Origin of the sequence: Chelatococcus reniformis, assembly GCF_014640075.1 — a bacterium.
GTDB lineage: Bacteria > Pseudomonadota > Alphaproteobacteria > Rhizobiales > Beijerinckiaceae > Camelimonas > Camelimonas reniformis.
This window is the reverse complement of the sequence record NZ_BMGG01000015.1, coordinates 23856-44573: the sequence shown is the minus strand read 5'-3', so window position 1 is coordinate 44573 and position 20718 is coordinate 23856. Positions and strand designations below refer to the sequence as shown.

The window sequence follows — 20718 nt, the reverse complement described above, 5'->3', positions numbered from 1 at the left end:
CCTCCTGCGCCACCTGCCGCTCGCCCATCATCGCGCCGCCCTCCGCCAAGACGACTGAATCAGGACTTCACCAACTCAGCAATGCCGACTTTTTCAACGGTATCGGCGCATTGCGGCCACTGCGCGATGCGGACATCAGAGGGGGATGAATCCTCTCTCGTTGCAACGCAGAGAGGTCCGCCGTCCTCCTGTCTTTGCCCGCCAGGCTACTACTACTCCCTTGACCTTGTTGCGGCGTCATCATTCCTGCCTTCTCTAATCATCCCCGATCCAGGGCCGCCGTCGTGTGCGCCCGCAGGTGGACGGGGACAAAGTGGCAGCTTCCTATCAGCAATCCGAGTCGCTGCTCCGCAGCGCGCGTATGCTGCGCACGGCGCTCGGGCCTGCCATCGCGGACTTCCTGGAGGACCCGCAGGTCGTCGAGGTGATGCTCAACCCCGACGGAAGGCTCTGGGTCGACCGGTTATCGGAAGGCCTGGCTGATACGGGCGAGTGGCTCCCGCCGGCCGACGGCGAGCGCATCATCCGCCTGGTCGCCCACCACGTTGGCGCCGAGGTCCATACCGGGAGCCCGCGAATTTCGGCCGAGTTGCCCGGAACGGGCGAGCGGTTCGAAGGGCTGCTGCCGCCGATCGTGGCTGCTCCCGCCTTCGCTATCCGGAAGCCGGCTCTCAGCGTCTACACGCTTGAGGACTACGTGGTGGCGGGGATCATGTCCGCGGCCCAGGCGGAGGCGCTCCAGGCTGCCGTTGCCGAGCGACAGAACATCCTGGTCGCTGGCGGCACGTCGACCGGCAAGACGACGCTGACCAACGCCTTGCTAGCAGAGGTTGCTAAGACCTCCGACCGCGTGGTGCTGATCGAGGATACCCGCGAGCTGCAGTGCCGGTCCGCCAACCTGGTGGCCATGCGCACCAAGGACGGCGTCGCTTCGCTCTCCGACCTGGTGCGCTCGTCGCTGCGCCTGCGGCCCGATCGCATCCCCATCGGCGAGGTCCGCGGCGCTGAAGCACTTGATCTACTCAAAGCCTGGTCCACGGGCCATCCCGGCGGCATCGGCACCATCCACGCCGGCAGCGCGGTGGGGGCGCTGAGGCGCCTGGAGCAGCTCATCCAGGAAGCTGTCGTCACCGTGCCGCGGGCGCTCATCGGCGAGACCATTGACGTCATTGCGGTGCTGGCCGGCCGTGGCTCGGCTCGCCGCTTGATCGAGCTCGCTTCCGTCGAGGGGCTCGCCACAGACGGCGACTACTGCGTCACGCAGGCCGAGACCGCGCCGATCCTCACCCTTGTTCCTTCCGGAGATGCCTCATGATCCGATCCCTGTGTCGTGTCCGCCACCATCTGACGGCGGTGGCTGCTGCTGCTTTTGCGAGCCCGATGCTCGCTCCGGCTGCGTTGGCGTCCGGCTCGTCCATGCCCTGGGAGCAGCCGTTGCAGCAGATCCTGCAATCAGTCGAGGGGCCCGTAGCCAAGATCATCGCGGTGATCATCATCGTGGTGACCGGACTGACGCTCGCCTTCGGCGACACCTCGGGCGGCTTTCGCCGGTTGATCCAGATCGTCTTCGGCCTGTCGATCGCGTTTGCCGCGTCCAGCTTCTTCCTGTCGTTCTTCAGCTTCGGCGGCGGGGCATTGATCTAGATGACGGGCCTCATCGATCACGCCGCCGAGGTGCCAGGCTTCGCCGCTCCCGTCCATCGAGCGTTGACCGAGCCGATCCTGCTCGGCGGCGCCCCGCGCTCCATCGCCATCCTCAACGGCACGCTGGCCGCAGCGCTTGGCCTCGGCCTGCGCCTGTGGCTGGTCGGCCTTGGCCTCTGGGCCGTCGGGCACTTCGCCGCGGTCTGGGCCGCGCGGCGGGATCCGCAGTTCGTCGATGTGGCGCGACGGCATCTGCGCATCCCCGGTTTCCTGGGCGTGTGAGCCATGATGAACCTCGCCGAATACCGCCAGACCGCGGCGCGCCTCGCCGACTTCCTGCCTTGGGCCGCCCTGGTCAGCGAAGGCGTCGTGCTGAACAAGGATGGCTCGTTCCAGCGCACCGCCCGCTTTCGCGGCCCCGACTTGGATTCAGCTGTCTCCGCCGAGTTGGTCGCCGTCGCCGGCCGGCTCAACAACGCCTTTCGCAGGTTGGGCTCCGGCTGGGCCATTTTCGTCGAGGCGCAGCGACATCCGGTCGGGGCCTATCCAGCGAGCCGCTTCCCGGATGCCGCCTCGGCCCTCGTCGACGCCGAGCGCAAGGCCGACTTCGAGGAGGACGCGGCTCACTTCGAGTCGAGCTATTTTTTGACCTTCACCTACTTGTCTCCGCCCGAAGATCTCGCCCGCACCGAGCGCTGGCTCTAGGAGGGCAAGGCGGGGCAGGGGGGTGACGCCCAGGAGCTCTTGCGTGGCTTCGTCGACCGCACGGCCCGCGTGCTTCTGCTCATCGACGGCTTCATGCCGGAGTGTCGCTGGCTCGACGACGGCGAGACCCTGACCTACTTGCATTCGACCGTCTCGACCAAGCGCCACCGTGTGCGCGTCCCGGAGACGCCGATCTATCTCGATGCGCTCCTGGCCGATCAGCCGCTGATCGGGGGCCTAGAGCCGCGCCTCGGCGATACGTATCTCCGCACACTGACTATCGTCGGCTTTCCGACCGCGAGGACGCCGGGGCTGCTTGATGAGCTGAACCGGCTCGCTTTTCCCTACAGGTGGAGCACGCGAGCGATCCTGCTCGACAAGACCGATGCGGTTCGGCTGACAACCAAGATTCGCAGGCAGTGGTTTGCCAAGCGCAAGTCGATCGCCGCCATCCTCAAGGAGGTGATGACCAACGAAGCCTCGGTGCTGGTCGACAGCGATGCGGCCAACAAGGCAGCCGATGCCGACCTGGCGCTACAAGAACTCGGCGCCGACGTCGCGGGCCAAGCCTACGTGACCGCGACAGTGACCGTCTGGGACGATGAACCGCGGCTTGCGGCCGAGAAGCTGCGGCTGGTCGAGAAGGTCATCCAGGGCCGCGATTTCACCGCCATGGCGGAGACCATCAATGCGGTCGATGCCTGGCTCGGCTCATTGCCCGGCCACGTCTACGCCAACGTGCGGCAGCCGCCGATCTCGACAAGCAATCTCGCCCACATGATCCCGCTCTCGGCGGTGTGGGCGGGGCCGGAACGGGACGAGCACTTCGGTGCGCCCCCCTTGCTCTTCGGCAAGACCGGCTCGACCCCGTTCCGGTTATCCCTTCACGTCGGTGACGTCGGTCACACCCTGGTGGTCGGCCCGACCGGCGCCGGCAAGTCGGTGCTGCTGGCGCTGATGGCGTTCCAGTTCCGCCGGTACCCGGAGACGCAGGTCTTCGCCTGCGATTTTGGCGGCTCGATCCGCGCCGCCGCGCTCGCCATGGGCGGCGACTGGCACGATCTCGGCGGTGGCCTGACGGAGGATGCGGCCGATAGCGTCCTGCTTCAGCCGCTCGCCGGCATCCATGAGGTGCCGGAGCGGGCCTGGGCCGCCGACTGGATCGTCGCCATCTTCATGCGCGAAGGCGTCACCATCACGCCCGGGGCCAAGGAGCATGTCTGGACGGCGCTGACCTCGCTTGCCAGTGCGCCGTTGAGCGAGCGCACCATCACCGGCCTGGCCGTCCTACTCCAATCCAACGACCTCAAGCAGGCGCTACGGCCTTACTGCGTCGGTGGCCCGCATGGCCGGCTGCTCGATGCCGAGAGCGAGCAGCTCGGGTCGGCCTCGGTCCAGGCCTTCGAGACCGAAGGCCTCATCGGCACGGGTGCGGCACCTGCTGTCCTCTCCTACTTGTTTCACCGCATTGAAGGCCGTCTCGATGGGCGCCCGACCCTGTTGATCGTCGATGAGGGTTGGCTCGCCCTGGACGATGAGGGCTTTGCCGCCCAGCTTCGGGAGTGGCTGAAGACGCTACGCAAGAAGAATGCGTCCGTGGTCTTCGCCACGCAGTCGCTCTCCGACATCGACGGCTCGGCCATCGCGTCGGCGATTATCGAGAGCTGCCCCACGCGCATTCTGTTGCCGAACGAGCGGGCGATCGAGCCGCAGATCACGGCCATCTACCGGCGCTTTGGCCTGAACGACCGGCAGATCGAGATCCTGGCCCACGCCACGCCGAAGCGCGACTACTACTGCCAGTCGCGCCGCGGCAACCGGCTGTTCGAGCTGGGCTTGAGCGAGGTGGCGTTGGCACTCTGCGCCGCTTCCTCCAAGACCGACCAGGCCGCCATCTCCGGCATTCTGAGCGAGCATGGCCGGGACAAGTTCCTCGAGATGTGGCTGCGCCACCGCGATGCGAGCTGGGCCGCCGACCTGATCCCCGACCTCACCAATCTGGAGATTTTCGGATGACTCACCATCGCTCTGGCGCTGTGCTTCGGGCCGCGTCGGCTCTTGCCGTTGTGCTCGCTGTGCCTGCTCTCACCGTCCGCCCCGCGGCGGCGCAGATGCTGGTCTACGACCCGACCAACTATGGCCAGAACCTGCTCCAGGCGGCTCGGTCCCTGCAGCAGGTGACCAACCAGATCACCTCGCTTCAGAACGAAGCGCAGATGCTGATCAACCAGGCCAAGAACCTGGCGAGCCTGCCGTACTCGTCCCTCCAGCAGCTCCAGCAGTCGATCCAGCGCACGCAGCAGCTGCTGAGCCAAGCCCAGAGCATCGCGTTCAACGTCGACCAGGTCGACCGCGCCTTCCAGACCACCTACGGCGCCGCCAATCCCTTATCGTCGGTCCAGCAGCTCATCACCGATGCCAAGAGCCGCTGGCAGAACACGGTGCGCGGGCTCCAGGATGCCATGCGGGTGCAAGCGGGCATCGTCGGCAACCTCGATACCAACCGCACGCAGCTGTCGGCGCTGGTCGGCCAGAGCCAGGGCGCCAGCGGTGCGCTCCAGGCAGCCCAGGCCGGCAATCAGCTGCTGGCGCTCCAGGCGCAGCAGCTCGGCGACTTGACGGCGGTGTTGGCCGCCAACGGGCGCGCTCAGGCGCTGCAATCGGCTGAGCAGGCTGCGGCCGCTGATCAGGGTCGTGAGCAGCGCCGGCGCTTTCTGGCGCCCGGCGCGGGCTATCAGGCCGGCAGCGCCAAGATGTTCTACGGCGGCAACTGAGGGCAGGAGGCATGGACTCGACGATGTTCGCCCGTCTCGGCGCCGCGGTTTTCGTCGTGATCGCGATGGCTGCGACGGCGCTCGAGTTCGGAGAGCGCACGGATGTGCCGCCGGGGCGATCTGCGGATGGGAGCAAAATGACGCGCGATGCGCGGCGGGGCGAGCTGGAGCGTTGTCAGCTTCTGGGCGAGGCGGCGACACGGGATGCCGCGTGCCTCAGAGCCTGGGCAGACAACCGCAAGCGCTTTCTCGGCGGCTCCCGCACAGCGTCGTGTCCGCTGCCGGATCGTGCCAGTGCCGCAGCGGATGGCCCGACGTGCAGAAGGGCCGCTCCGCCAGACTCTGCCACCTCGCTGACGCCTCTCCCCCCATCGCTAGAGCCCCGCTGACGCCATGGGCGGGACAGGCGTCATCGATCATTTCCTAGAGGTTTTTACCCGCTACATCGACAGTGGCTTCGGGCTGCTCGGCGGCGAGGTGGCCTTCATCGCCAAAACCTTGATCGTCATCGACGTGACGCTGGCGGCCCTGTTCTGGAGCTGGGGCGCCGATGACGACATCGTCGGCCGGCTGGTGAAGAAGACGCTGTTCGTGGGCGTGTTCGCGTATCTGATCTCGAGCTGGAACAACCTCGCCCGCATCGTCTTCGAGTCATTCGCCGGCCTCGGCCTCAAGGCCTCCGGCACCGGTTTCTCAACCACCGATCTGCTGCATCCCGGCAAGGTGGCGCAAACCGGGCTCGACGCCGGCCGGCCCCTGCTCGAATCGATCTCGGGCCTGATGGGCTACTGGTCGTTTTTTGAGAATTTTATCCAGATCGCCTGCATGTTTCTGGCCTGGGCGCTGGTGCTGCTCGCCTTCTTCATCCTGGCGATCCAGCTGTTCGTCACGCTCATCGAGTTCAAGCTGACCACGCTTGCCGGGTTCGTGCTGATCCCCTTCGGCCTCTTTGGCAAATCGGCATTCATGGCCGAGCGGGTGCTGGGGAACGTCATCTCCTCCGGCATCAAGGTGCTGGTGCTCGCCGTCATCATCGGCATCGGCTCGACCCTGTTCAACGAGTTCACCGCCGGCTTCGGCGGCGACATGCCGACCATCGACCAAGCCATGGCGATCGTGCTCGCCGCGCTGTCGCTGCTCGGCCTCGGCATATTTGGGCCCGGCATCGCCAACGGGCTCGTCTCCGGCGGCCCGCAGCTCGGGGCGGGGGCTGCGGTCGGCACCGGCCTCGCCGCCGGCGGCACAGTGGTAGCAGCTGGCGCAGCGGTGGGGGCCGCCGGTTCCGGTGTCAGCGCACTCGCCGGCGGTGCCGCCTCGGCAGCACGTGGCAGTGCAGTGCTCGCCGGCGGCGCATCGGCCGCTTACAGCGCTGGTGCCGCCGATCAGTCCGGCGCTGCCGGTGTCGCTGCCGGTCTCGGCGGCGTAGCACGCGCCGCGGGAGGCGCAGCGATCTCGCCGCTGCGCCGTGCGGCGACGCGCGCCACCGAGAGCCTGCAGTCGAGCTTTGCAAATGGCGGCAAGGCTGGCGCCGAAGCGCTCGGCTCATCGGCCGGGGGCATGCCTGCCGCATCGAGCGATGCCGGCGCGACGGCTGCATCCACATCGCCCTCAGCCGACGGCCCGCCCGCCTGGGCCCGGCGCATGAAGCGCTCGCAGCAGTTCAGCCATGGTGTCTCTGCGGCCGCTCAAGCCGTCCGTGCCGGTGACAGCCACGGCAGCGGCGCCTCCATCGACCTCGCCGATAAGAGCCAATGATGTTCCGCAGATCATCGACCCACTACGGCAAGACGCCGGAACCCGTCACACCCTACCAACGGGCCGCGCAGGCCTGGGATGACCGTATCGGCTCCGCTCGTGTGCAGGCGAAGAACTGGCGGCTGACGGCCTTCGGCTCGCTCGCGCTCTCGGCTGGCTTCGCTGGGGCTCTGATCTGGCAATCGCTCCGGGGCACGGTCGTGCCCTGGGTCGTCGAGGTCGACAAGCTGGGTCAGGCGCAGACCGTGGCGGCTGCGCAAGCCGACTATCAGCCGAGCGATCCGCAGATCGCCTGGCACCTTGCCCGGTTCATCGAAGGGGTCCGGTCCGTCTCGGCCGATCCGATCATCGTCCGTCAGAACTGGCTGCGCGCCTACGACGTCGTCACCGACCGCGGTGCGCTCGCCCTCAACGACTATGCTCAGGGCGACGATCCCTTCGCCAAGGTCGGCAGACAGCAGGTCGCCGTCGACGTTTCTAGCGTCATCCGTGCCTCGCCCGACAGCTTTCGGGTGGCATGGAGCGAGCGCCGCTACCAGGACGGCTCGCTCGCCGAAACCTCTCGGTGGACCGCCATCCTGACCATCGTCGTGCAGCCGCCGCGGGATGCCGAGCGGCTCCGGAAAAATCCGCTGGGCATCTACGTCAACGCCATCAGCTGGTCCCGGGAGCTCGGATGATGACGCCGTCTTTCCGTAAAGCCGGAAGCGCGGCTTCCCTGAGATCCGCAGTCCCGTGGATGCGTGTTGCCGCATTGTCGGGTCCGCGTAGCGGCGGAGATCCGGCTTTGCGGTCGTCCGCATGTGCGCGGATCCGTAGCTCCGGATCGGCGGCTTTGCGCAAATCCGCATGGCCGCTTCTGCTGCTCTGCGCTTCGGCGCTCGCCGGCTGCGCCTACAAGCCGCCGCGGATCAGCTACGACACCGACGTGCCGTCGCTCCCGGCAGATCCCGCGCCGGCCGATCCGCGCCCAAAACCGCAGCTCGCGCCGCCAGCCTGGACGCCGGCGCGTGGGGGCAAGCCCGGTGCCGCGGAGCCGAAGGAGCCGATCAGCCGGGTGGAGACGGCCAACGCCGCGGCGCGTGTCGAGCCGCGGCGTGGCGGCTACTTCAATGCCGTACAGATCTACGCCTACAGTCCTGGCGCGCTCTATCAGGTGTATGCCGCGCCCGGGCAGATCACCGACGTGGCGCTCGAGCCGGGCGAGCAGCTCACGGGCTCGGGCCCGGTTGCCGCCGGCGACACCGCGCGGTGGATCATCGGCGACACCGAAAGCGGCAGCGGCGACGACAAGCGCGTCCACATCCTGGTGAAGCCGACGCGACCGGACCTTCAGAGCAACCTGGTGATCAACACGGATCGCCGCACCTATCTCATCGAGCTGCGCTCGCGCGAAAAGCCCTACATGCCGGCCGTCGCCTGGGCCTATCCGGAGGACCGTACCGCCCGGGCTCGCGCGGCAGCGCCGGCAACACCGGTGCTGCCATCGTTCGCCGATCGGCGCTACCGCTACGCCATCGAGGGCGACGCGCCGCCGTGGCGGCCGCTCGCAGCCTATGACGATGGCCGCAAGGTCTACATCGAATTCCCACGGGGGATCGTGCAGGGCGAGCTGCCGCCGCTGTTCGTTATCGGTCCGGATGGCAAACCGGAAATCGTCAACTACCGGGCCCATGCCAACCTGCTGATTGTCGACCGGCTGTTCGCCGCAGCCGAGCTCCGTCTGGGCGGCGAGCATCAGCAAAAGGTCAGGATCGTCCGTAGCGACGGGAGCCGGTCATGAGCGAGGAGTCAGAGGTCGATCTTGACGCTGCGCCGCGCGATGCGCCGCGGCCCAAGGACATTGCGCGGGCGTTGCGTCTGCGGGCCGAACGCCCCCCTGTGACTAGGCTCTCGCGAAAAGTCCTGGCTGGGCTCGGCGCCATCGTCTGCATCGGGCTTGGCGGGGCGCTCATCTATGCCCTGCAAGGCCGCAAGGGTTCTGGGCTGCCCGCCGAGCTCTACAGCACGGAGAACCGTCCGCCGGCGGACGGCCTGCAAGGCCTGCCGCGTGACTACACCGGCATTCCGAAGCTCGGACCGCCACTGCCGGGCGACCTCGGGCGGCCGATCCTGCGCGCCCAGGAGCAGGGACAGCCGGTGCCGGTGCCCGGGCCGCTTCCATCGCCGACCGTCGATCCGGCCGAGCAGCGCAGGCTTCAGGAGACCGAGGCGGCGCGCGTCAGCCGCCTGTTCGCCAGCCTCGAGGCACGTGCAGCTGCTCCGGCTTCGAACGCTGCAGCATCGACTGGCGCTGGTGGGCTGTCCGGAACGTCGGCCGAGCGCCAGGCCGCGTTCTTGAACGGCCCCGTCGACCGGCGCATCGTCAGCGCTGAACGGATCGCCCGGCCGGCGTCGCCTTACCTGTTGCAGGCGGGCGCGGTCATTCCGGCCGCGCTTATCACTGGTATTCGCTCCGACCTGCCTGGCCAGATTACCGCTCAGGTGACCGAGCCGGTCTTCGACACCGCGACTGGCCGTTTCCTGCTCATCCCGCAGGGTACGCGCCTCATCGGCCAGTACGACAATGACGTCGGCTTCGGCCAGCGCCGCATCCTTCTCGTCTGGAACCGGCTGATATTCCCGGACGGCCGCTCCATTGTGCTCGAGCGTCAGCCGGGCGCCGACCCCCAGGGCTATGCCGGCCTCGAGGATGGCGTCGACTATCACTGGGGGGATCTCGCCAAGGCCGCTGGCCTCTCCACCCTCCTGAGCGTCAGCGCTGAGTTGGGTAACGATGACGAGGACCGGTTGATCCGGGCTATCCGCAACGGCGGCCAGGACACCATCAACGACGCCGGCCAGCAGATCGTGCGCAAGCAGCTCAACGTCCCGCCGACGCTCACCGTTCGGCCAGGATTCGTCATTCGGGTGATCGTCACGCGCGACCTCGTCCTCGCGCCTTATCCGGGCTGACACATCGCTGTTCAGGGAGACTCACGTGGCCAAGTTGAAACTCGGTCCGATCGCCGACGACAAGCCGGTCAAGCTCACCGTTGAGTTGCCGGCCACCGTGCATCGCGATCTCGTCGCTTATGCCGAAGTGCTCGCGCGGGAGACCAGGCAGGCCAAGCTCGATCCAGCCAAACTTATCGCGCCCATGCTCACGCGCTTCATGGCGACCGATAGAGGCTTTGCCCAGGCGCGACGTTCGCATGAAGGCCGCGGCCGCGCGGCAGCCGCGCTCAGCCATTCGTTGGATCGGACCGGCGAACCGGGTAGCGCTCCCTCAACAGGCTGAGAAAGCGGCGCAGTGCCGGGTTGTCGCTCCTATCATTCCAATAGGCGAAGTACGGGATGGTGCTGCTCAAGCCGTGCTCACGCAGCTCGCGAAAGACCACGCCAGGGTACACCACGGTGGTCACGGCCTCGCCAACGAGGCTCACGCCAAGGCCGGCGCTCACAAGGGCGAGGATGTTGTCCCGCGGTACATCCTGCTCGACGATCAAGGGCCGAGCATCGGGCGCCTCGATCGCCCTGATGAGGTATTCATGCAGCTGAATGCCAGCGTCGCGGCGCTGCACAAGCATGCGACATCCCCTCAGGCCTGACCACGCAATCCACGGCCGCGTCGCCAACGCATGCGCTTCCGGAAGGGCGACCATGATCCGCTCGTCCCAAAGTGGCATCGCATTGTCAGCGAGCAGCTGATCAATCAGCTGGCCGACAACGGCGATATCGATCGTTTCCGCTTGCAAGCCCTCGATCAGCTCCTCTCGCGAGCGTTCAATGACCTTAACCTCCACATCGGGAAAGCGATCGAGGAACACGATCAGCGAATCCCTGAGGCGGCCGCCAGCAAGCGATGTCCTGAGCCCAAGCGACAAGCGGCCGAGCTCGCCGCGACCGGCGGCTCGAGCCGTGAGGGCCGCGCTCTCCAAATCACCGAAGACGCGACGCATCGCTGCCAGGAACTCCGCGCCCGCCCGCGTGAGGACGACGCCGCGATGATGCCGCTCAAACAGCGAGACGCCGAGAACGTCCTCCAGGGCAAGCACACGTCGGCTTACGACCGATTGCCTCACGCCTAGCGCATTGGCGGCGCGGCGGAAGCTATGGTGGTCGGCGACCGCCAACGCGTGCTTGATCGAAACGAAGTTCATCATGAATGTGTTCAAGCCGGCCCTCAGGCCGCGACGCAGTCGCCCCGAGGCAGAACAAGCACAGGAGCGGCGAGGTCTCCCGCCTGCCGCACTGCGCTTAGCGCGCTCTGCGCAATGGGAAGACGGCCGGCAACGGCCTGAGTGTTGCCGATCTGCTGCGGCGGCGCGAAACGCTCCAAAGGCCAACTCGCACGTTTCAGGATGCGTTCGAACCGCGTATCGGTCACCGTGACAACCGCGTCCAGTTTACCGTAAAGCCCCCACTCTAGAACGGCCGCAAGCATGACAAACGTCATCTCGCGCAGGCCTTTCGCTCCGACATCATCAAAATGCGCGGTGTCGACGCAGAAGCGCGAACTCTCAAAGACCGTTGGGCTGCACGGAGCCGGATGACCGCCAAGCAGAGCAGGAAACGTGTTGGCCAGCATCGTCGGGCCAGTGGTTGGCAGCAACCGTGCGCAACCCACGACTTCATCGGCGTCCGAGAGACCGATCAGGTAGGTCGGGCCAAGAGCATCGTAGCTATCGACCTCAACGATTCCTGAGCTTGAAATGTCCCATTTGAGCCGACCTCGGAAAATCCGTTGACGCAGCGCATGCATATCGGCGATCAATTGAGCGTGGCGGCTGACCTCGGAAGTACAAAGAGCAAGCACGCGCATCGGGTCCTCCGTGCTACCGATGCGCGAAAATAGCCATCTATGCGCTTTTGATTTAGCTGTAGAATTTTCCAGGTATATGGTAAATTGTCGAAACCAAGGCTCGATGCATCTCAGCGTCGAGCCAGCATCCCAGTCGGATTTCGACCTACGTGTGTGAAGGACAGCGAGATTGCCCGCCGATCCGTAGGCGATCCAAGCCTAGGCCTCCTTGGTCGCCGCGGGCTACGGCAGCTACGAACGGAGGCCGCAGGGCGGCGATCTACGGCCCGATAAGGCGCCGCAGCAAAGCCTGGGCCACCGCCTGGGTAATGTTCGAGACCTGCAATTTGCTTCGCGCGTTTTCAAGGTGGAACACGACCGTGCGCTTGCTGATGCCGAGAATTGTCGCAATCTCGTACGTGGTCTTGCCCTGAGCCGACCACCACAGGCACTGTCCTTCTCTTTCTGTCAGAAGCTTGTCCACGGTACGCACCCGACCGAACTGAAGTTTGGCGTGAGCGTGTGCGTGATAATATAGAGCCGCAATCTGCAGCAGCTCAATAGAACCGATCTCGGATAGAGCCGAAAATGCGTCAGCACTTTCGGCTGCGAGCGTGAGGGCAGCGAAGCGACCCTGTCCGCTGCGAATTGGCAGTGTGATGCCCCATCGTATACCGAACTCGGCGGCTTCATCGAAAAAGCGGCGCTGCGCTTTTGCGTTCACGCTTGTCGCGCGACTATCCCATAGAAAATACTTGTGGGTCGACTGCGCTTTCGCGATGACGGGATCCAGGTGCTCATAACTCTTGTCGAGGTAACGTCTAACCCAAGAGCGGGGGTATGAAGACAACGCCTTTCGGTTCGCCCCGGCGTTGGCAAAGTACGCAAACCAGCGAAAGCCCGATCGTCGGGCTAATCGCTCCGCAGCCGCATAAAATTCGCTCTCGCTATTGGCCGCCTCAAGTGAGTCCAATAGCTCGCTGAGCGCCGTTTCGAGATACTCCATCCAAGCTCCGCGGCCGAGCTATTGGTCTGCACTCGCGCAGATCATTCGGCACAGCTGCTGTTGTCCTCCGGCCATGAGCGTTGGCCGGAGCTAAGCGCACACGCTGCAATCTGTGTGGCAGGTGCCTTTGCACATTTGCGTATGGTGACCTGCGCCCTGTGCCGTGCGCCTGGTCGCGAGGCTCAAGCCGCACCCGCCGCTGAGCAGCCATCGGTGCCACTGGGGCCAGTGGTCGCCTTGCCGCCCGCGCTTCGGCCATGCGGTCTCCCCAGAGCCGCATCTTCTGACGTTACGCACGGCACCCTTCGGCGGCGCGGGGTCCGTCCGGCGCGGCGAGACTTCGCTGCCGCGACGTCAACGTCGGCTCTCGCCTCCGCTGTCCCCGCGCCAGCGCGTGGTCTCGAAGATCCAGCCTGTAGGGCCGAACCCACCAAGCTAAGCCTCCGCTTAGCTCTGCCCCTGAATCAAATTCGCCAGACGCCGGAATCCCCTACGCGATCAACGCCTAGTATCGCAGTCTTGCAACGAACGTCGCTGACCGCTCAAGGGCGGCTGCTTGAACCAAACGCCGTGGCTCGCACGCGATGGGGCGGCCAGCAAGTCACGCGCGTCGCAGAAGGCTGGCTACTTCTCGGTTGCCCCGACGAGAACTGATCCAAACGGCACCCACTTTTCGCCGTCGAAGCGCAGCGGCTGTAGCGCCTTGATTGGATAATAGTCGGTCGGACTCGTGCCGATGATAATGCCGGGCAGGAGCGTCTGCAGACGGAGGTCCTTGATATTGGCCGCCTGCTTCATGATATTCTCGCGTGTGAGATCGTCACCAGATTGTCTGAGCACATAGACTAAGGTCTGCGCGACCGCATAACCATACACATTCAATACATTGGAGCGGTCGGCTTCTGGGAAGTACTTATCTAGAAATGTGCTCCATTTTATCATGGCGTCATTACGATTCCAGGCGGGGTCTGTTGGATCCTTTAGGTAATAGCTACTTATAATGCCCTTTCCGCTCTCCAGTCCCGCCGGTTTCATCACGCCTCCGACCGACTGTGACACGCTCGCGAGGTAATGCACTGGCTTCCAGGTCATCTCGGCGACCTTGCGTATCGCCTGAACCGCGAACTTCGAAGTCGTGAAGTTGAGCAGCACATCAGCGCCAGCCGCCTTGATTCTGAGCAAAGGCGAGTCGATCGTTGCATCAGCTAGCTCGTAGGACGCCTCGGCCACAATCATCGCCTTGGCTTTATCGCCCAAGCCGTCTTTGACGCCGGCCAGGTAGTCTTTTCCCAAGTCGTCGTTCTGGTAGAGAATGCCGACCTTCGCGTTGGGCTGGTCGCGCAGTATCATCTTAGCGTAGATGATTCCTTCGTTCCGGAAGGTTGGCTGCCAACCCATCGTCCAGGGATACGCCTTCGGATTTCCCCACTTGGTCGCGCCCGACGCAGGAAAAAGTTGCGGCACCTTCTTGGCGTTCATGTACTTCTGAATTGCCGCGTTGGACGCGGTACCCACGGGGTTGAAAATAAGCAGCACCTCGTCGCCTTCGACGAGCTTCCTAGCCTGCTCAACAGCTTTGGGCGGGCTATAGGCATCGTCGTAGGAGATGAAGTTGATCTTGCGGCCGTTGATGCCCCCCTCGTCGTTGATTTTCCTGAAGTAGGCCGCCTCGATCCTGCAAACAGTCGCGTAGGCCGAAGCCGGACCACTGTAGGCGCAAATGTTTCCAATCTTTATCTCTGTATCGTTCGCTCCCGGATCGTATTTTTTCTGAGCATGCGCGAGTCCGTTGAACGAAACCGCGAATGCTAGGCAACCCGCAAAAGTCGCGAGGCGAGAAAGTTCGATATTGCGCATAACTCATCCCCTCCTTAAAGGCTGGTCGTACATGTGCCGGAGAGCCGATATTCTTTATTGTTTTGCACGTATGCCCTCGCCGTCGGTCTAGAGCGGCAGAAACGAAAAGTCGGTGATCCGGCCCTCGCGCTCGGCAGCGAATGTCACCCTCAATCGTGTTCCGGGCGCGATACGCGTCATCGCCGACGCAGGATCGGACAGATCGAGGCCGTCGACATAGTTCGCGATCGCCGAATCCACGCCATCAAGCCGCACAAGCGCAATCGCGACGGGCGCTTTTCGCTTACCTTCGTAGCCGCGCACGACAATGGTCGAGGCCTCGACAACGCCCTGCGAACCCGCCTCGACCCATTCGTCACACGGCTCGAAGCTGCGCTCGCAGTAGGCGCGGGGCGGGAGATAGGTGAGCCCGGACTTGGAACACCTCGTGGCAAGGATCTTGCCTTCCTTCAGCCCGCGCATGAAGCGCCCGGCGACCTTGCCCAGAGCGTAGTCATAGCGCAGCGTGATCTCGTCGGACATCACGTCGTGTCCGGCTTCCGCAAGCCCGTTATCCATGAGTTGGCTCCGCTCCAAAGACTGTACAGTTGTAGAACTGTGCCGTGCCACCGCTGGCTGTCGCGAGCGCGCGCCGCACGTTCCTGACCTGCATATCGCCAGCCGTCCCCATGACTTGAGTGGCGGCATCGATGCACCTGACCAGACCCGTGATCGCAATAGGGTTCGTGCAAAGCGTGCCGCCGGACGGATTGACGGCTACGGCGCCTGTATCGCGATCCCAGTAGCCGTCCTTTTCGAGCCTCAGCGCAGTGCCGCGGCTACAGAAGCCCGCCTGCTCCAAGGAAATCGGTGTATTGACGCTGTAGGGATCGTAAAACTCGGCTACCTGGATTTGCTTCAATGGATCGGTTACACCCGCGCGCCTATAGGCGGTCGTCGCGGCCATCCGGATCAGATCGTATTCAACCAGATCGGTATCGGCCGTCGGACCCGTGCGGTCGCCCATCCAATAGGTGTCACTCAGCGAGCCAATTCCGTTCACAAAGGCCGGATTAGTCCGGTAACGCTTGGCCATATCCATGTTACCCAGGATCATGGCCGCGCAGCCAGACGATCTTGGACAGATGTCGAACAGCTTGAGCGGGTAGGCGATCATCTTCGACGCCATCACGTCGTCAACGGTGATATCACCCTTGAGATGAGCGTGCGGATTCTTCATCGCATTGCGCCGGGCCCGCACGACGACGCGCGCGAGATCTTCCTGCGTGAAGCCGTGGCGATGAAGGTACGCGCACGCCCGCAAAGCCACGAGGGTGTTGGTCGAAAGCGGCATGTCCCGCTCATAGAAGGCGTCGAAAATCAGGTTCAACACCTTCTGTGCATCGGGTGTTTCAGCAATCCGTTCGGCGCCGACGATCAGGACCGACCGCGCCATGCGGGATTGAATGAGCGAATAGGCTATGTGGACAGCCGACCCGCCCGTCGCACCGCCGGTATGGACCCGAAGCACTGGCTTGCCCGCGCAGACGATGTTGTCGATCGCCCAACGGTCCGCATCGGCGACCCCAAGGAAGAATGTGGGCGCCAGCGAAATCACCGCAGCGTCCACATCGTCAACACACATGCCGGCGTCCCGGTGTGCTCCGATCGCCGCTTTCTGCACCTGCTCGACGTAGGTTTGCGACATATCGTGGGTGCGGAAATCGCTCTGATAAGTGCCGAGAACGGCGACGTCTTGTGTGCTCAATTGACTTGGCCCCCTATCGCCTCGAATATCGCGACCACATGGCCCTGCTGCGCAAATCCGTGGCATCCGTGTGCCGCGGCGCGCCGGGGGCGCGCGTTCGCCGGCTCGCCGCCCGCACCGGATAGTTTTAGAACGGCCTCGGCCGCGTTGATCAGGCCCATGCAGAAGAACGGGTTCTGGGAGAAGTTGCTGCCCGAGGGGGAGATCTGGGCATCAATCAGCCCAAAAATTCGTGCCAGGGCCGCTTCATGCCAAGCGGACGGCGTATCCAGCTCGGCGAAGTCGAGTTCGTCTGCCGACAGGCCCGACTGCGCCAGGGCCATCTCCCAAGCGTTGCGCGCGGCTGTGAAACTCCTTAGGCGATGCATCCCCAGCAGGTAGGAATCGGACGCCCAGCCGATACCGGACAAGGTAGCGAGCGGCACGCACTGCCTGTTGTCAGCTAGAAACCTCTCGGTGCAGAGGACGAGCGTCACCGCACCGTCGCTGAGCGGTGCGAGGTCCGTTTCGCGCATTGGCAGCGCCGTAAAGGCCCCATTTTCAACGACGTCGACGGTTGGGACGGGCGAGCCAAGGCCGCGGGGGTTTGACGCTCCCCGCGCATAAGCCGCTCTGACGCGGTGTGCGATCTCATCGCGGGTCACCGCGAACTCGCTCGCAACGGCTTGGGCTAACATTCCGTCCGAAACCAGGCCGCCGATATTCAGCGAGCGGTAGTAGAACGGATCATTGCGAAGCCGCATGACCGCGCTGATGTCCGTCTTTGAGCTCTTGCACCAGCTCACGACGAGCCCAGCCTGGAATTCACCCGAGCGAAGGCGCGCGACGCTGGCAGCCAGGCCATTCAGGCCAGACTCGGTCACCTTGATTTCGTCTACAAGGTAGCCGCCAGCCGGAGCAGCCATCAGCATGCTGGATATCGGGCGCCCGTCCAGCTCGTCGCACGCGGCAATTACGACGTTGTCAAGTTGCTTGCGGCTGATCCCGGCGTTGCGCAGAGCGCGATGGGACACCTCAAAGACCATCTCCTCCAGGCGCAAGCCTCTTTCGGCGTGGACGGCCGCGTGCATGGCCAGCCCAATGACGTAGATCTTCTCGGACGCGATGTTAGGAAACATACCGGTAAGTCCCTTGGCCGGTGCTGATCATGTGACCGTCCTCACCATAGACATGTACAGTCGCTGTATAGACGCGTCGGCCGCCGCCCTGCTTGACTGCCACGGCCCGGACCCGCCCGCTTTTTACGGTGCCCATGAAAGCGATCGTGACGCTGAGCGTCACCGCTGTGATGCGATTGTCGCGGTCGGGGCTGTAGCAGCCGGCGAGGCCACCCGCGATATCGACCATGGCAGCGACAACCGGGCCGGCGATGGCACCGGAAAAGTTGACAAGGTCCGGTCTCACGTCAAGCTCGACGGCGCAGCGGCCCTGCTCCCATTCCGCGACATGCACTCCCAACATGTCACGGAACGGCGAGGGAATCGCCAGTTCGTCAAGTTCGGTTTGCTGAAGGGTCTGCGGTGGGCACGCGGATATCGGCATTGAGTTGACGAAACCTTTCCCGAACGAATTGTTACGTTAGTGTATAACTGCTAGCGTCCGACTTTCGCCTTGGAGGTGCTAGGCGATGCTAGCGCCGTATTTCCGCTACTCAGGCGCGTCCGAGAATGGCGAGGTTGTAGTAGAGCGCTCCGCCGCCCGCTCCGGTGGCCAACGCCAGCTCGGCACCCTCGCGCTGAGAGGTCGGTGCATCGCCGCGAAGCTGTCTTACTGCTTCGACGATCTTCAGCGTCGGCCCGCTTGAGCCAAGATGGCCAAATGACAGAAGTCCGCCATCGGTGTTGATCGCCAGGCCCTCCGGCCCAGCGCCTCGCTCCATAACGAAATCCAGTCCCTCTCCTTCGGCGCAGTAGCCGAGGGCCTCGAACTGCCGGGCGACCTCCCAGGCATTGGCGTCGTAAAGCTGGAAGGTGTCGATATCCCCGATAGACACGCCCGCCATGGCGGTGGCGCGTGCAATGGCGTCGGCGCCGAGGTTCTTCGCCTCATCGTACAGCGGCGGATCGACATATTGTTGTCGCTTGTACTCCATCCCACCGCCGAGCACCCGCACGGGTCGACGAGCGCAATCCTTCGCTCGGTCGAGCGAAGTGACCACGTAGGCGACCGCGCCCTCGCTGGCAAGGCAGAGCTCCAGGAGATGAAATGGTTCGACGATCATCGGCGAGGCCATGATGTCTTCGGCTGCATAGGGTCCCCGCCCGAACAGCGCGGCACCCGGGCGAATGCTGCCCATACTCCGGATTGCTGCCGCGATCCCGGCCATCTTCGCCGGGTCGGCGCCAAAGACATGAAAGTAACGCTGAGCTACCAGCGCGAACTGAGCCGGCGTATAGGAGCCAAACACGGCGGTGAACTCGTTATCCGGCCGGGTATATTCCAGGACCGCGCCGGGAATCCGCGTACGCGATTGGCCGCCGGCGACGACGACGGTATTGCATAGGCCAGATGTGATGGCCGCCGCCGCCGCCATCAGGGCTGGGACACCGGCCGGATAGCTGTCGTCGACCCAGCGCAACGGAATGCCGAGTTGCGCCCCCCAGTCGATAGAGCCCGGAAGCATCACAGTTCCGGTCGGGCCAGGCCAACGAGCGCTGATGCCGTCAACCTCTGATTTGTCGATGCCCGCGTCGGCGAGGGCCGCTGCAATGGCATCAAGAACGAGGTGAACGGCAGGACGGTCGATGCTCATCCCCTGCTGAGTGGTGTGAATGCCGACAACCGCCGCGGCAAGGGGAGGCGGGCTTTTGACGATATGACTCATGACAGGTCAGCCGAGAGTTCAAAATTGGGAACCGTATAGCCGCGCGCGCACGTGTCCCAGTTTACCGCGACACGCTGCCCGATCTGCGCTGCCGCGGGCCGGCATCCGACGATGTTGGCGAGCATGTGCACGCCTTCATCCAATGTAACGATAGCCAGCACGTAGGGCGTCGCCATGTCCGGTATGGGCGCCTTGTGCACCGTCACCGCGCTATAAATCGTGCCCTTGCCAGCGCTGTCCTTCCAGGACCACTGCAGGCTGAGGCACTTCGGACAGGCCGGGCGCGGCGGGAAGAAGCGGTTATCGCAGCGGTCGCAGCACGGGTAAATCAGACTACGCTGCCCAGCCGCTTCCCAGAAGGCTTTGGTGACCCAGTTCGGATTTGGTTCGACGCCCATGTCGTGCTCTCTCCGGCCATCGCTCATTGAAGCGTGATCGACATCGCCATCGGTCCCCGCGCGACCAGCGAGTCGTGCCACTGCATGTCCTCAGGAGGCGTGTTGATCTCGATCCGCTCGAAGCGCTGAAGCAGGTGCTTGACAGTCAGCTGCACCTCTAGCTTCGCCAGCGGCGCCCCAAGACAGAAGTGCTGCCCTTTGCCGAATGCCATATGAGGGTTGGGCGACCTGTCTATGCGAAGTTCATCCGGAGCCTCGAAGATGCTCGGGTCTCGGTTCGCCGCAACGAGCATGACGTAGATCCGATTCCCGGCTTCGATCTTCTTGCCTCCAAGCTCAGTGTCCTTTCCAGCAAGACGGCCAACAGAGAGAATCGGCCCTTCGTAGCGCAACATTTCCTCTATCGCGGTGGTTTGCTGCGCCGGATGTTGCCTCAAGCGCTGCGCGATCCCAGGATGCGCGGCAAGAAGCATCACAGTATTAGAGATCGCATTTGCGGTGGTATCGTGCGCGCCATTCAAGAGCATCATCATTGTCCCGACGATCTCGTCCTCGGACATCTTGCGGCCATCAACTTCAGAGTTGATAAGTAGCCCAAGGACGTCGTTCCCGTCCCGGCCGCGCCTGCGTCGCGCGATCGCATCACGGAAGATGTCTGCGATCGCCTCCGCTCCGGCGCGGGCTCTTTGATATTTGTCATCAGCGTTGCGCGAGCCGCCGATGAATAGCATCATATCATTTGAGTATCCCTTCGTCTCCAGCAGGCGGTCGCGAGGCACGCCGAGAATATCCATGACGACGTAGCCTGGCATCGGGTGAGCGAACTTCGAGACGAATTCAACTGGGGCGGCCCGCTCGATAGCGGCGAACTGGTGATCGATCACCGAGCTGACGTGACCCGACAGGTTGAGGAATACCTTTGGATTCAGGATTGCGGAAAGACGGCGTCGAAGCTCGGAATGCTGCGGAGGATCACGAAAGAGCATCCAGTGATTCAGCCAGTACATCAGCTGCTGCAGATCACCGCGCCGCTCCGGGGCGACTCGAGGTTCAAGGTCCCGCATTCGCTCGGCGGTGAATGTCTCGAATTCGGTCAGGGCTCTGGTCGCCAGCGCGAAGTCGGTCACGATCCAGCTCTTCATCTTCGGGCTCCAGTGCACTGGCTCCTCGGCCCGGAGGCGAGCAAACAAAGCATGCGGGTCCCTGCGGATCCCTATATCGTCGG

At 64.1% G+C, this 20718-nt stretch carries 20 protein-coding genes and 2 pseudogenes; 11 read left to right on the top strand and 11 right to left on the bottom strand.

All coding sequences use genetic code 11. The annotated features are described in order from the left end of the window. Positions 1-313: 313 nt before the first annotated feature. The 11 genes and pseudogenes from trbB to IEW34_RS29535 all read left to right on the top strand — a co-directional run. Positions 314-1315 (top strand): P-type conjugative transfer ATPase TrbB, encoded by a 1002-nt coding sequence (gene trbB / locus IEW34_RS29585; RefSeq protein ID WP_188612856.1) that lies wholly within the window; start codon positions 314-316, stop codon positions 1313-1315. Continuing rightward, positions 1312-1644, top strand: a complete 333-nt coding sequence (locus tag IEW34_RS29580) for a TrbC/VirB2 family type IV secretion system protein (RefSeq protein WP_188612855.1) — start codon at positions 1312-1314, stop codon at positions 1642-1644. The genes trbB and IEW34_RS29580 overlap by 4 nt, the downstream gene beginning before the upstream one ends. Beyond that, complete coding sequence (locus IEW34_RS29575) at positions 1645-1926, top strand: VirB3 family type IV secretion system protein (protein WP_188612854.1); 282 nt, start codon at positions 1645-1647, stop codon at positions 1924-1926. Positions 1927-1929: 3 nt separating this feature from the next. Continuing rightward, positions 1930-4365: pseudogene (trbE, locus tag IEW34_RS29570) on the top strand (conjugal transfer protein TrbE). Beyond that, positions 4362-5123 carry a P-type conjugative transfer protein TrbJ gene (gene trbJ / locus IEW34_RS29565; RefSeq protein WP_188612853.1) on the top strand — a complete coding sequence of 254 codons (762 nt, stop codon included), beginning with the start codon at positions 4362-4364 and terminating at the stop codon, positions 5121-5123. Before trbE ends, trbJ begins: the two are co-directional and overlap by 4 nt. A gap of 11 nt (positions 5124-5134) precedes the next feature. Further along, entirely contained in the window at positions 5135-5512 is a 378-nt protein-coding gene (gene trbK-alt, locus IEW34_RS29560) for a putative entry exclusion protein TrbK-alt (RefSeq protein WP_188612852.1), read from the top strand. 4 nt (positions 5513-5516) lie between these two features. Then, a complete protein-coding gene (gene trbL / locus IEW34_RS29555; protein WP_188612851.1) occupies positions 5517-6878 on the top strand; it encodes a P-type conjugative transfer protein TrbL in 1362 nt (453 codons plus the stop codon). Next, the gene (trbF, locus tag IEW34_RS29550; RefSeq protein WP_188612850.1) at positions 6878-7558 is read left to right on the top strand and encodes a conjugal transfer protein TrbF; all 681 of its coding nucleotides are present in this window, start codon (positions 6878-6880) and stop codon (positions 7556-7558) included. Before trbL ends, trbF begins: the two co-directional genes overlap by 1 nt. Before the next feature lie 59 nt (positions 7559-7617). After that, complete coding sequence (gene trbG / locus IEW34_RS29545) at positions 7618-8661, top strand: P-type conjugative transfer protein TrbG (RefSeq protein ID WP_188612858.1); 1044 nt, start codon at positions 7618-7620, stop codon at positions 8659-8661. Continuing rightward, complete coding sequence (locus IEW34_RS29540; RefSeq protein ID WP_188612849.1) at positions 8658-9833, top strand: TraB/TrbI/VirB10 family type IV secretion system protein; 1176 nt, start codon at positions 8658-8660, stop codon at positions 9831-9833. The genes trbG and IEW34_RS29540 overlap by 4 nt, the downstream gene beginning before the upstream one ends. A gap of 25 nt (positions 9834-9858) precedes the next feature. Continuing rightward, positions 9859-10071, top strand: a pseudogene (locus IEW34_RS29535) (DUF2274 domain-containing protein); the annotation flags it as partial. 31 nt (positions 10072-10102) lie between these two features. Here IEW34_RS29535 and IEW34_RS29530 read toward each other — a convergent pair. The 11 genes from IEW34_RS29530 to IEW34_RS29480 form a co-directional block, all read right to left on the bottom strand. Further along, a complete protein-coding gene (locus IEW34_RS29530; RefSeq protein WP_210324625.1) occupies positions 10103-11023 on the bottom strand; it encodes a LysR substrate-binding domain-containing protein in 921 nt (306 codons plus the stop codon). A gap of 20 nt (positions 11024-11043) precedes the next feature. Beyond that, positions 11044-11682 (bottom strand): acyl-homoserine-lactone synthase, encoded by a 639-nt coding sequence (locus tag IEW34_RS29525; protein WP_188612846.1) that lies wholly within the window; start codon positions 11680-11682, stop codon positions 11044-11046. 259 nt (positions 11683-11941) lie between these two features. Beyond that, a complete protein-coding gene (locus IEW34_RS29520; RefSeq protein WP_188612845.1) occupies positions 11942-12667 on the bottom strand; it encodes a helix-turn-helix transcriptional regulator in 726 nt (241 codons plus the stop codon). 624 nt (positions 12668-13291) lie between these two features. Beyond that, positions 13292-14524 carry an ABC transporter substrate-binding protein gene (locus tag IEW34_RS29515; protein ID WP_188612844.1) on the bottom strand — a complete coding sequence of 411 codons (1233 nt, stop codon included), beginning with the start codon at positions 14522-14524 and terminating at the stop codon, positions 13292-13294. 87 nt (positions 14525-14611) lie between these two features. Next, a complete protein-coding gene (locus IEW34_RS29510) occupies positions 14612-15082 on the bottom strand; it encodes a Zn-ribbon domain-containing OB-fold protein (RefSeq protein WP_188612843.1) in 471 nt (156 codons plus the stop codon). After that, positions 15075-16271 carry a thiolase family protein gene (locus tag IEW34_RS29505; protein ID WP_188612842.1) on the bottom strand — a complete coding sequence of 399 codons (1197 nt, stop codon included), beginning with the start codon at positions 16269-16271 and terminating at the stop codon, positions 15075-15077. The genes IEW34_RS29510 and IEW34_RS29505 overlap by 8 nt, the downstream gene beginning before the upstream one ends. Then, positions 16268-17389, bottom strand: a complete 1122-nt coding sequence (locus IEW34_RS29500) for a thiolase family protein (protein WP_188612841.1) — start codon at positions 17387-17389, stop codon at positions 16268-16270. Before IEW34_RS29500 ends, IEW34_RS29505 begins: the two co-directional genes overlap by 4 nt. After that, entirely contained in the window at positions 17379-17813 is a 435-nt protein-coding gene (locus IEW34_RS29495) for a PaaI family thioesterase (RefSeq protein ID WP_188612840.1), read from the bottom strand. Before IEW34_RS29495 ends, IEW34_RS29500 begins: the two co-directional genes overlap by 11 nt. Positions 17814-17922: 109 nt before the next feature. Continuing rightward, positions 17923-19095, bottom strand: coding sequence for a thiolase family protein (locus IEW34_RS29490; RefSeq protein WP_188612839.1), 1173 nt, complete (start codon positions 19093-19095; stop codon positions 17923-17925). Beyond that, entirely contained in the window at positions 19092-19493 is a 402-nt protein-coding gene (locus IEW34_RS29485; protein ID WP_188612838.1) for a Zn-ribbon domain-containing OB-fold protein, read from the bottom strand. The genes IEW34_RS29490 and IEW34_RS29485 overlap by 4 nt, the downstream gene beginning before the upstream one ends. A gap of 23 nt (positions 19494-19516) precedes the next feature. Then, positions 19517-20635 carry a cytochrome P450 gene (locus tag IEW34_RS29480; RefSeq protein WP_188612837.1) on the bottom strand — a complete coding sequence of 373 codons (1119 nt, stop codon included), beginning with the start codon at positions 20633-20635 and terminating at the stop codon, positions 19517-19519. Between the last annotated feature and the right edge of the window lie 83 nt (positions 20636-20718).

Bases quoted from the DNA above. Each gene is read 5' to 3' on its own strand.
- IEW34_RS29580 (WP_188612855.1), top strand. From the start codon at position 1,312: ATGATCCGATCCCTGTGTCGTGTCCGCCACCATCTGACGGCGGTGGCT.
- IEW34_RS29575 (WP_188612854.1), top strand. From the start codon at position 1,645: ATGACGGGCCTCATCGATCACGCCGCCGAGGTGCCAGGCTTCGCCGCT.
- trbJ (WP_188612853.1), top strand. From the start codon at position 4,362: ATGACTCACCATCGCTCTGGCGCTGTGCTTCGGGCCGCGTCGGCTCTT.
- trbK-alt (WP_188612852.1), top strand. From the start codon at position 5,135: ATGGACTCGACGATGTTCGCCCGTCTCGGCGCCGCGGTTTTCGTCGTG.
- trbL (WP_188612851.1), top strand. From the start codon at position 5,517: ATGGGCGGGACAGGCGTCATCGATCATTTCCTAGAGGTTTTTACCCGC.
- trbF (WP_188612850.1), top strand. From the start codon at position 6,878: ATGTTCCGCAGATCATCGACCCACTACGGCAAGACGCCGGAACCCGTC.
- trbG (WP_188612858.1), top strand. From the start codon at position 7,618: ATGCGTGTTGCCGCATTGTCGGGTCCGCGTAGCGGCGGAGATCCGGCT.
- IEW34_RS29540 (WP_188612849.1), top strand. From the start codon at position 8,658: ATGAGCGAGGAGTCAGAGGTCGATCTTGACGCTGCGCCGCGCGATGCG.
- IEW34_RS29530 (WP_210324625.1), bottom strand. From the start codon at position 11,023: ATGATGAACTTCGTTTCGATCAAGCACGCGTTGGCGGTCGCCGACCAC.
- IEW34_RS29525 (WP_188612846.1), bottom strand. From the start codon at position 11,682: ATGCGCGTGCTTGCTCTTTGTACTTCCGAGGTCAGCCGCCACGCTCAA.
- IEW34_RS29520 (WP_188612845.1), bottom strand. From the start codon at position 12,667: ATGGAGTATCTCGAAACGGCGCTCAGCGAGCTATTGGACTCACTTGAG.
- IEW34_RS29515 (WP_188612844.1), bottom strand. From the start codon at position 14,524: ATGCGCAATATCGAACTTTCTCGCCTCGCGACTTTTGCGGGTTGCCTA.
- IEW34_RS29510 (WP_188612843.1), bottom strand. From the start codon at position 15,082: ATGGATAACGGGCTTGCGGAAGCCGGACACGACGTGATGTCCGACGAG.
- IEW34_RS29500 (WP_188612841.1), bottom strand. From the start codon at position 17,389: ATGTTTCCTAACATCGCGTCCGAGAAGATCTACGTCATTGGGCTGGCC.
- IEW34_RS29495 (WP_188612840.1), bottom strand. From the start codon at position 17,813: ATGCCGATATCCGCGTGCCCACCGCAGACCCTTCAGCAAACCGAACTT.
- IEW34_RS29490 (WP_188612839.1), bottom strand. From the start codon at position 19,095: ATGAGTCATATCGTCAAAAGCCCGCCTCCCCTTGCCGCGGCGGTTGTC.
- IEW34_RS29485 (WP_188612838.1), bottom strand. From the start codon at position 19,493: ATGGGCGTCGAACCAAATCCGAACTGGGTCACCAAAGCCTTCTGGGAA.
- IEW34_RS29480 (WP_188612837.1), bottom strand. From the start codon at position 20,635: ATGAAGAGCTGGATCGTGACCGACTTCGCGCTGGCGACCAGAGCCCTG.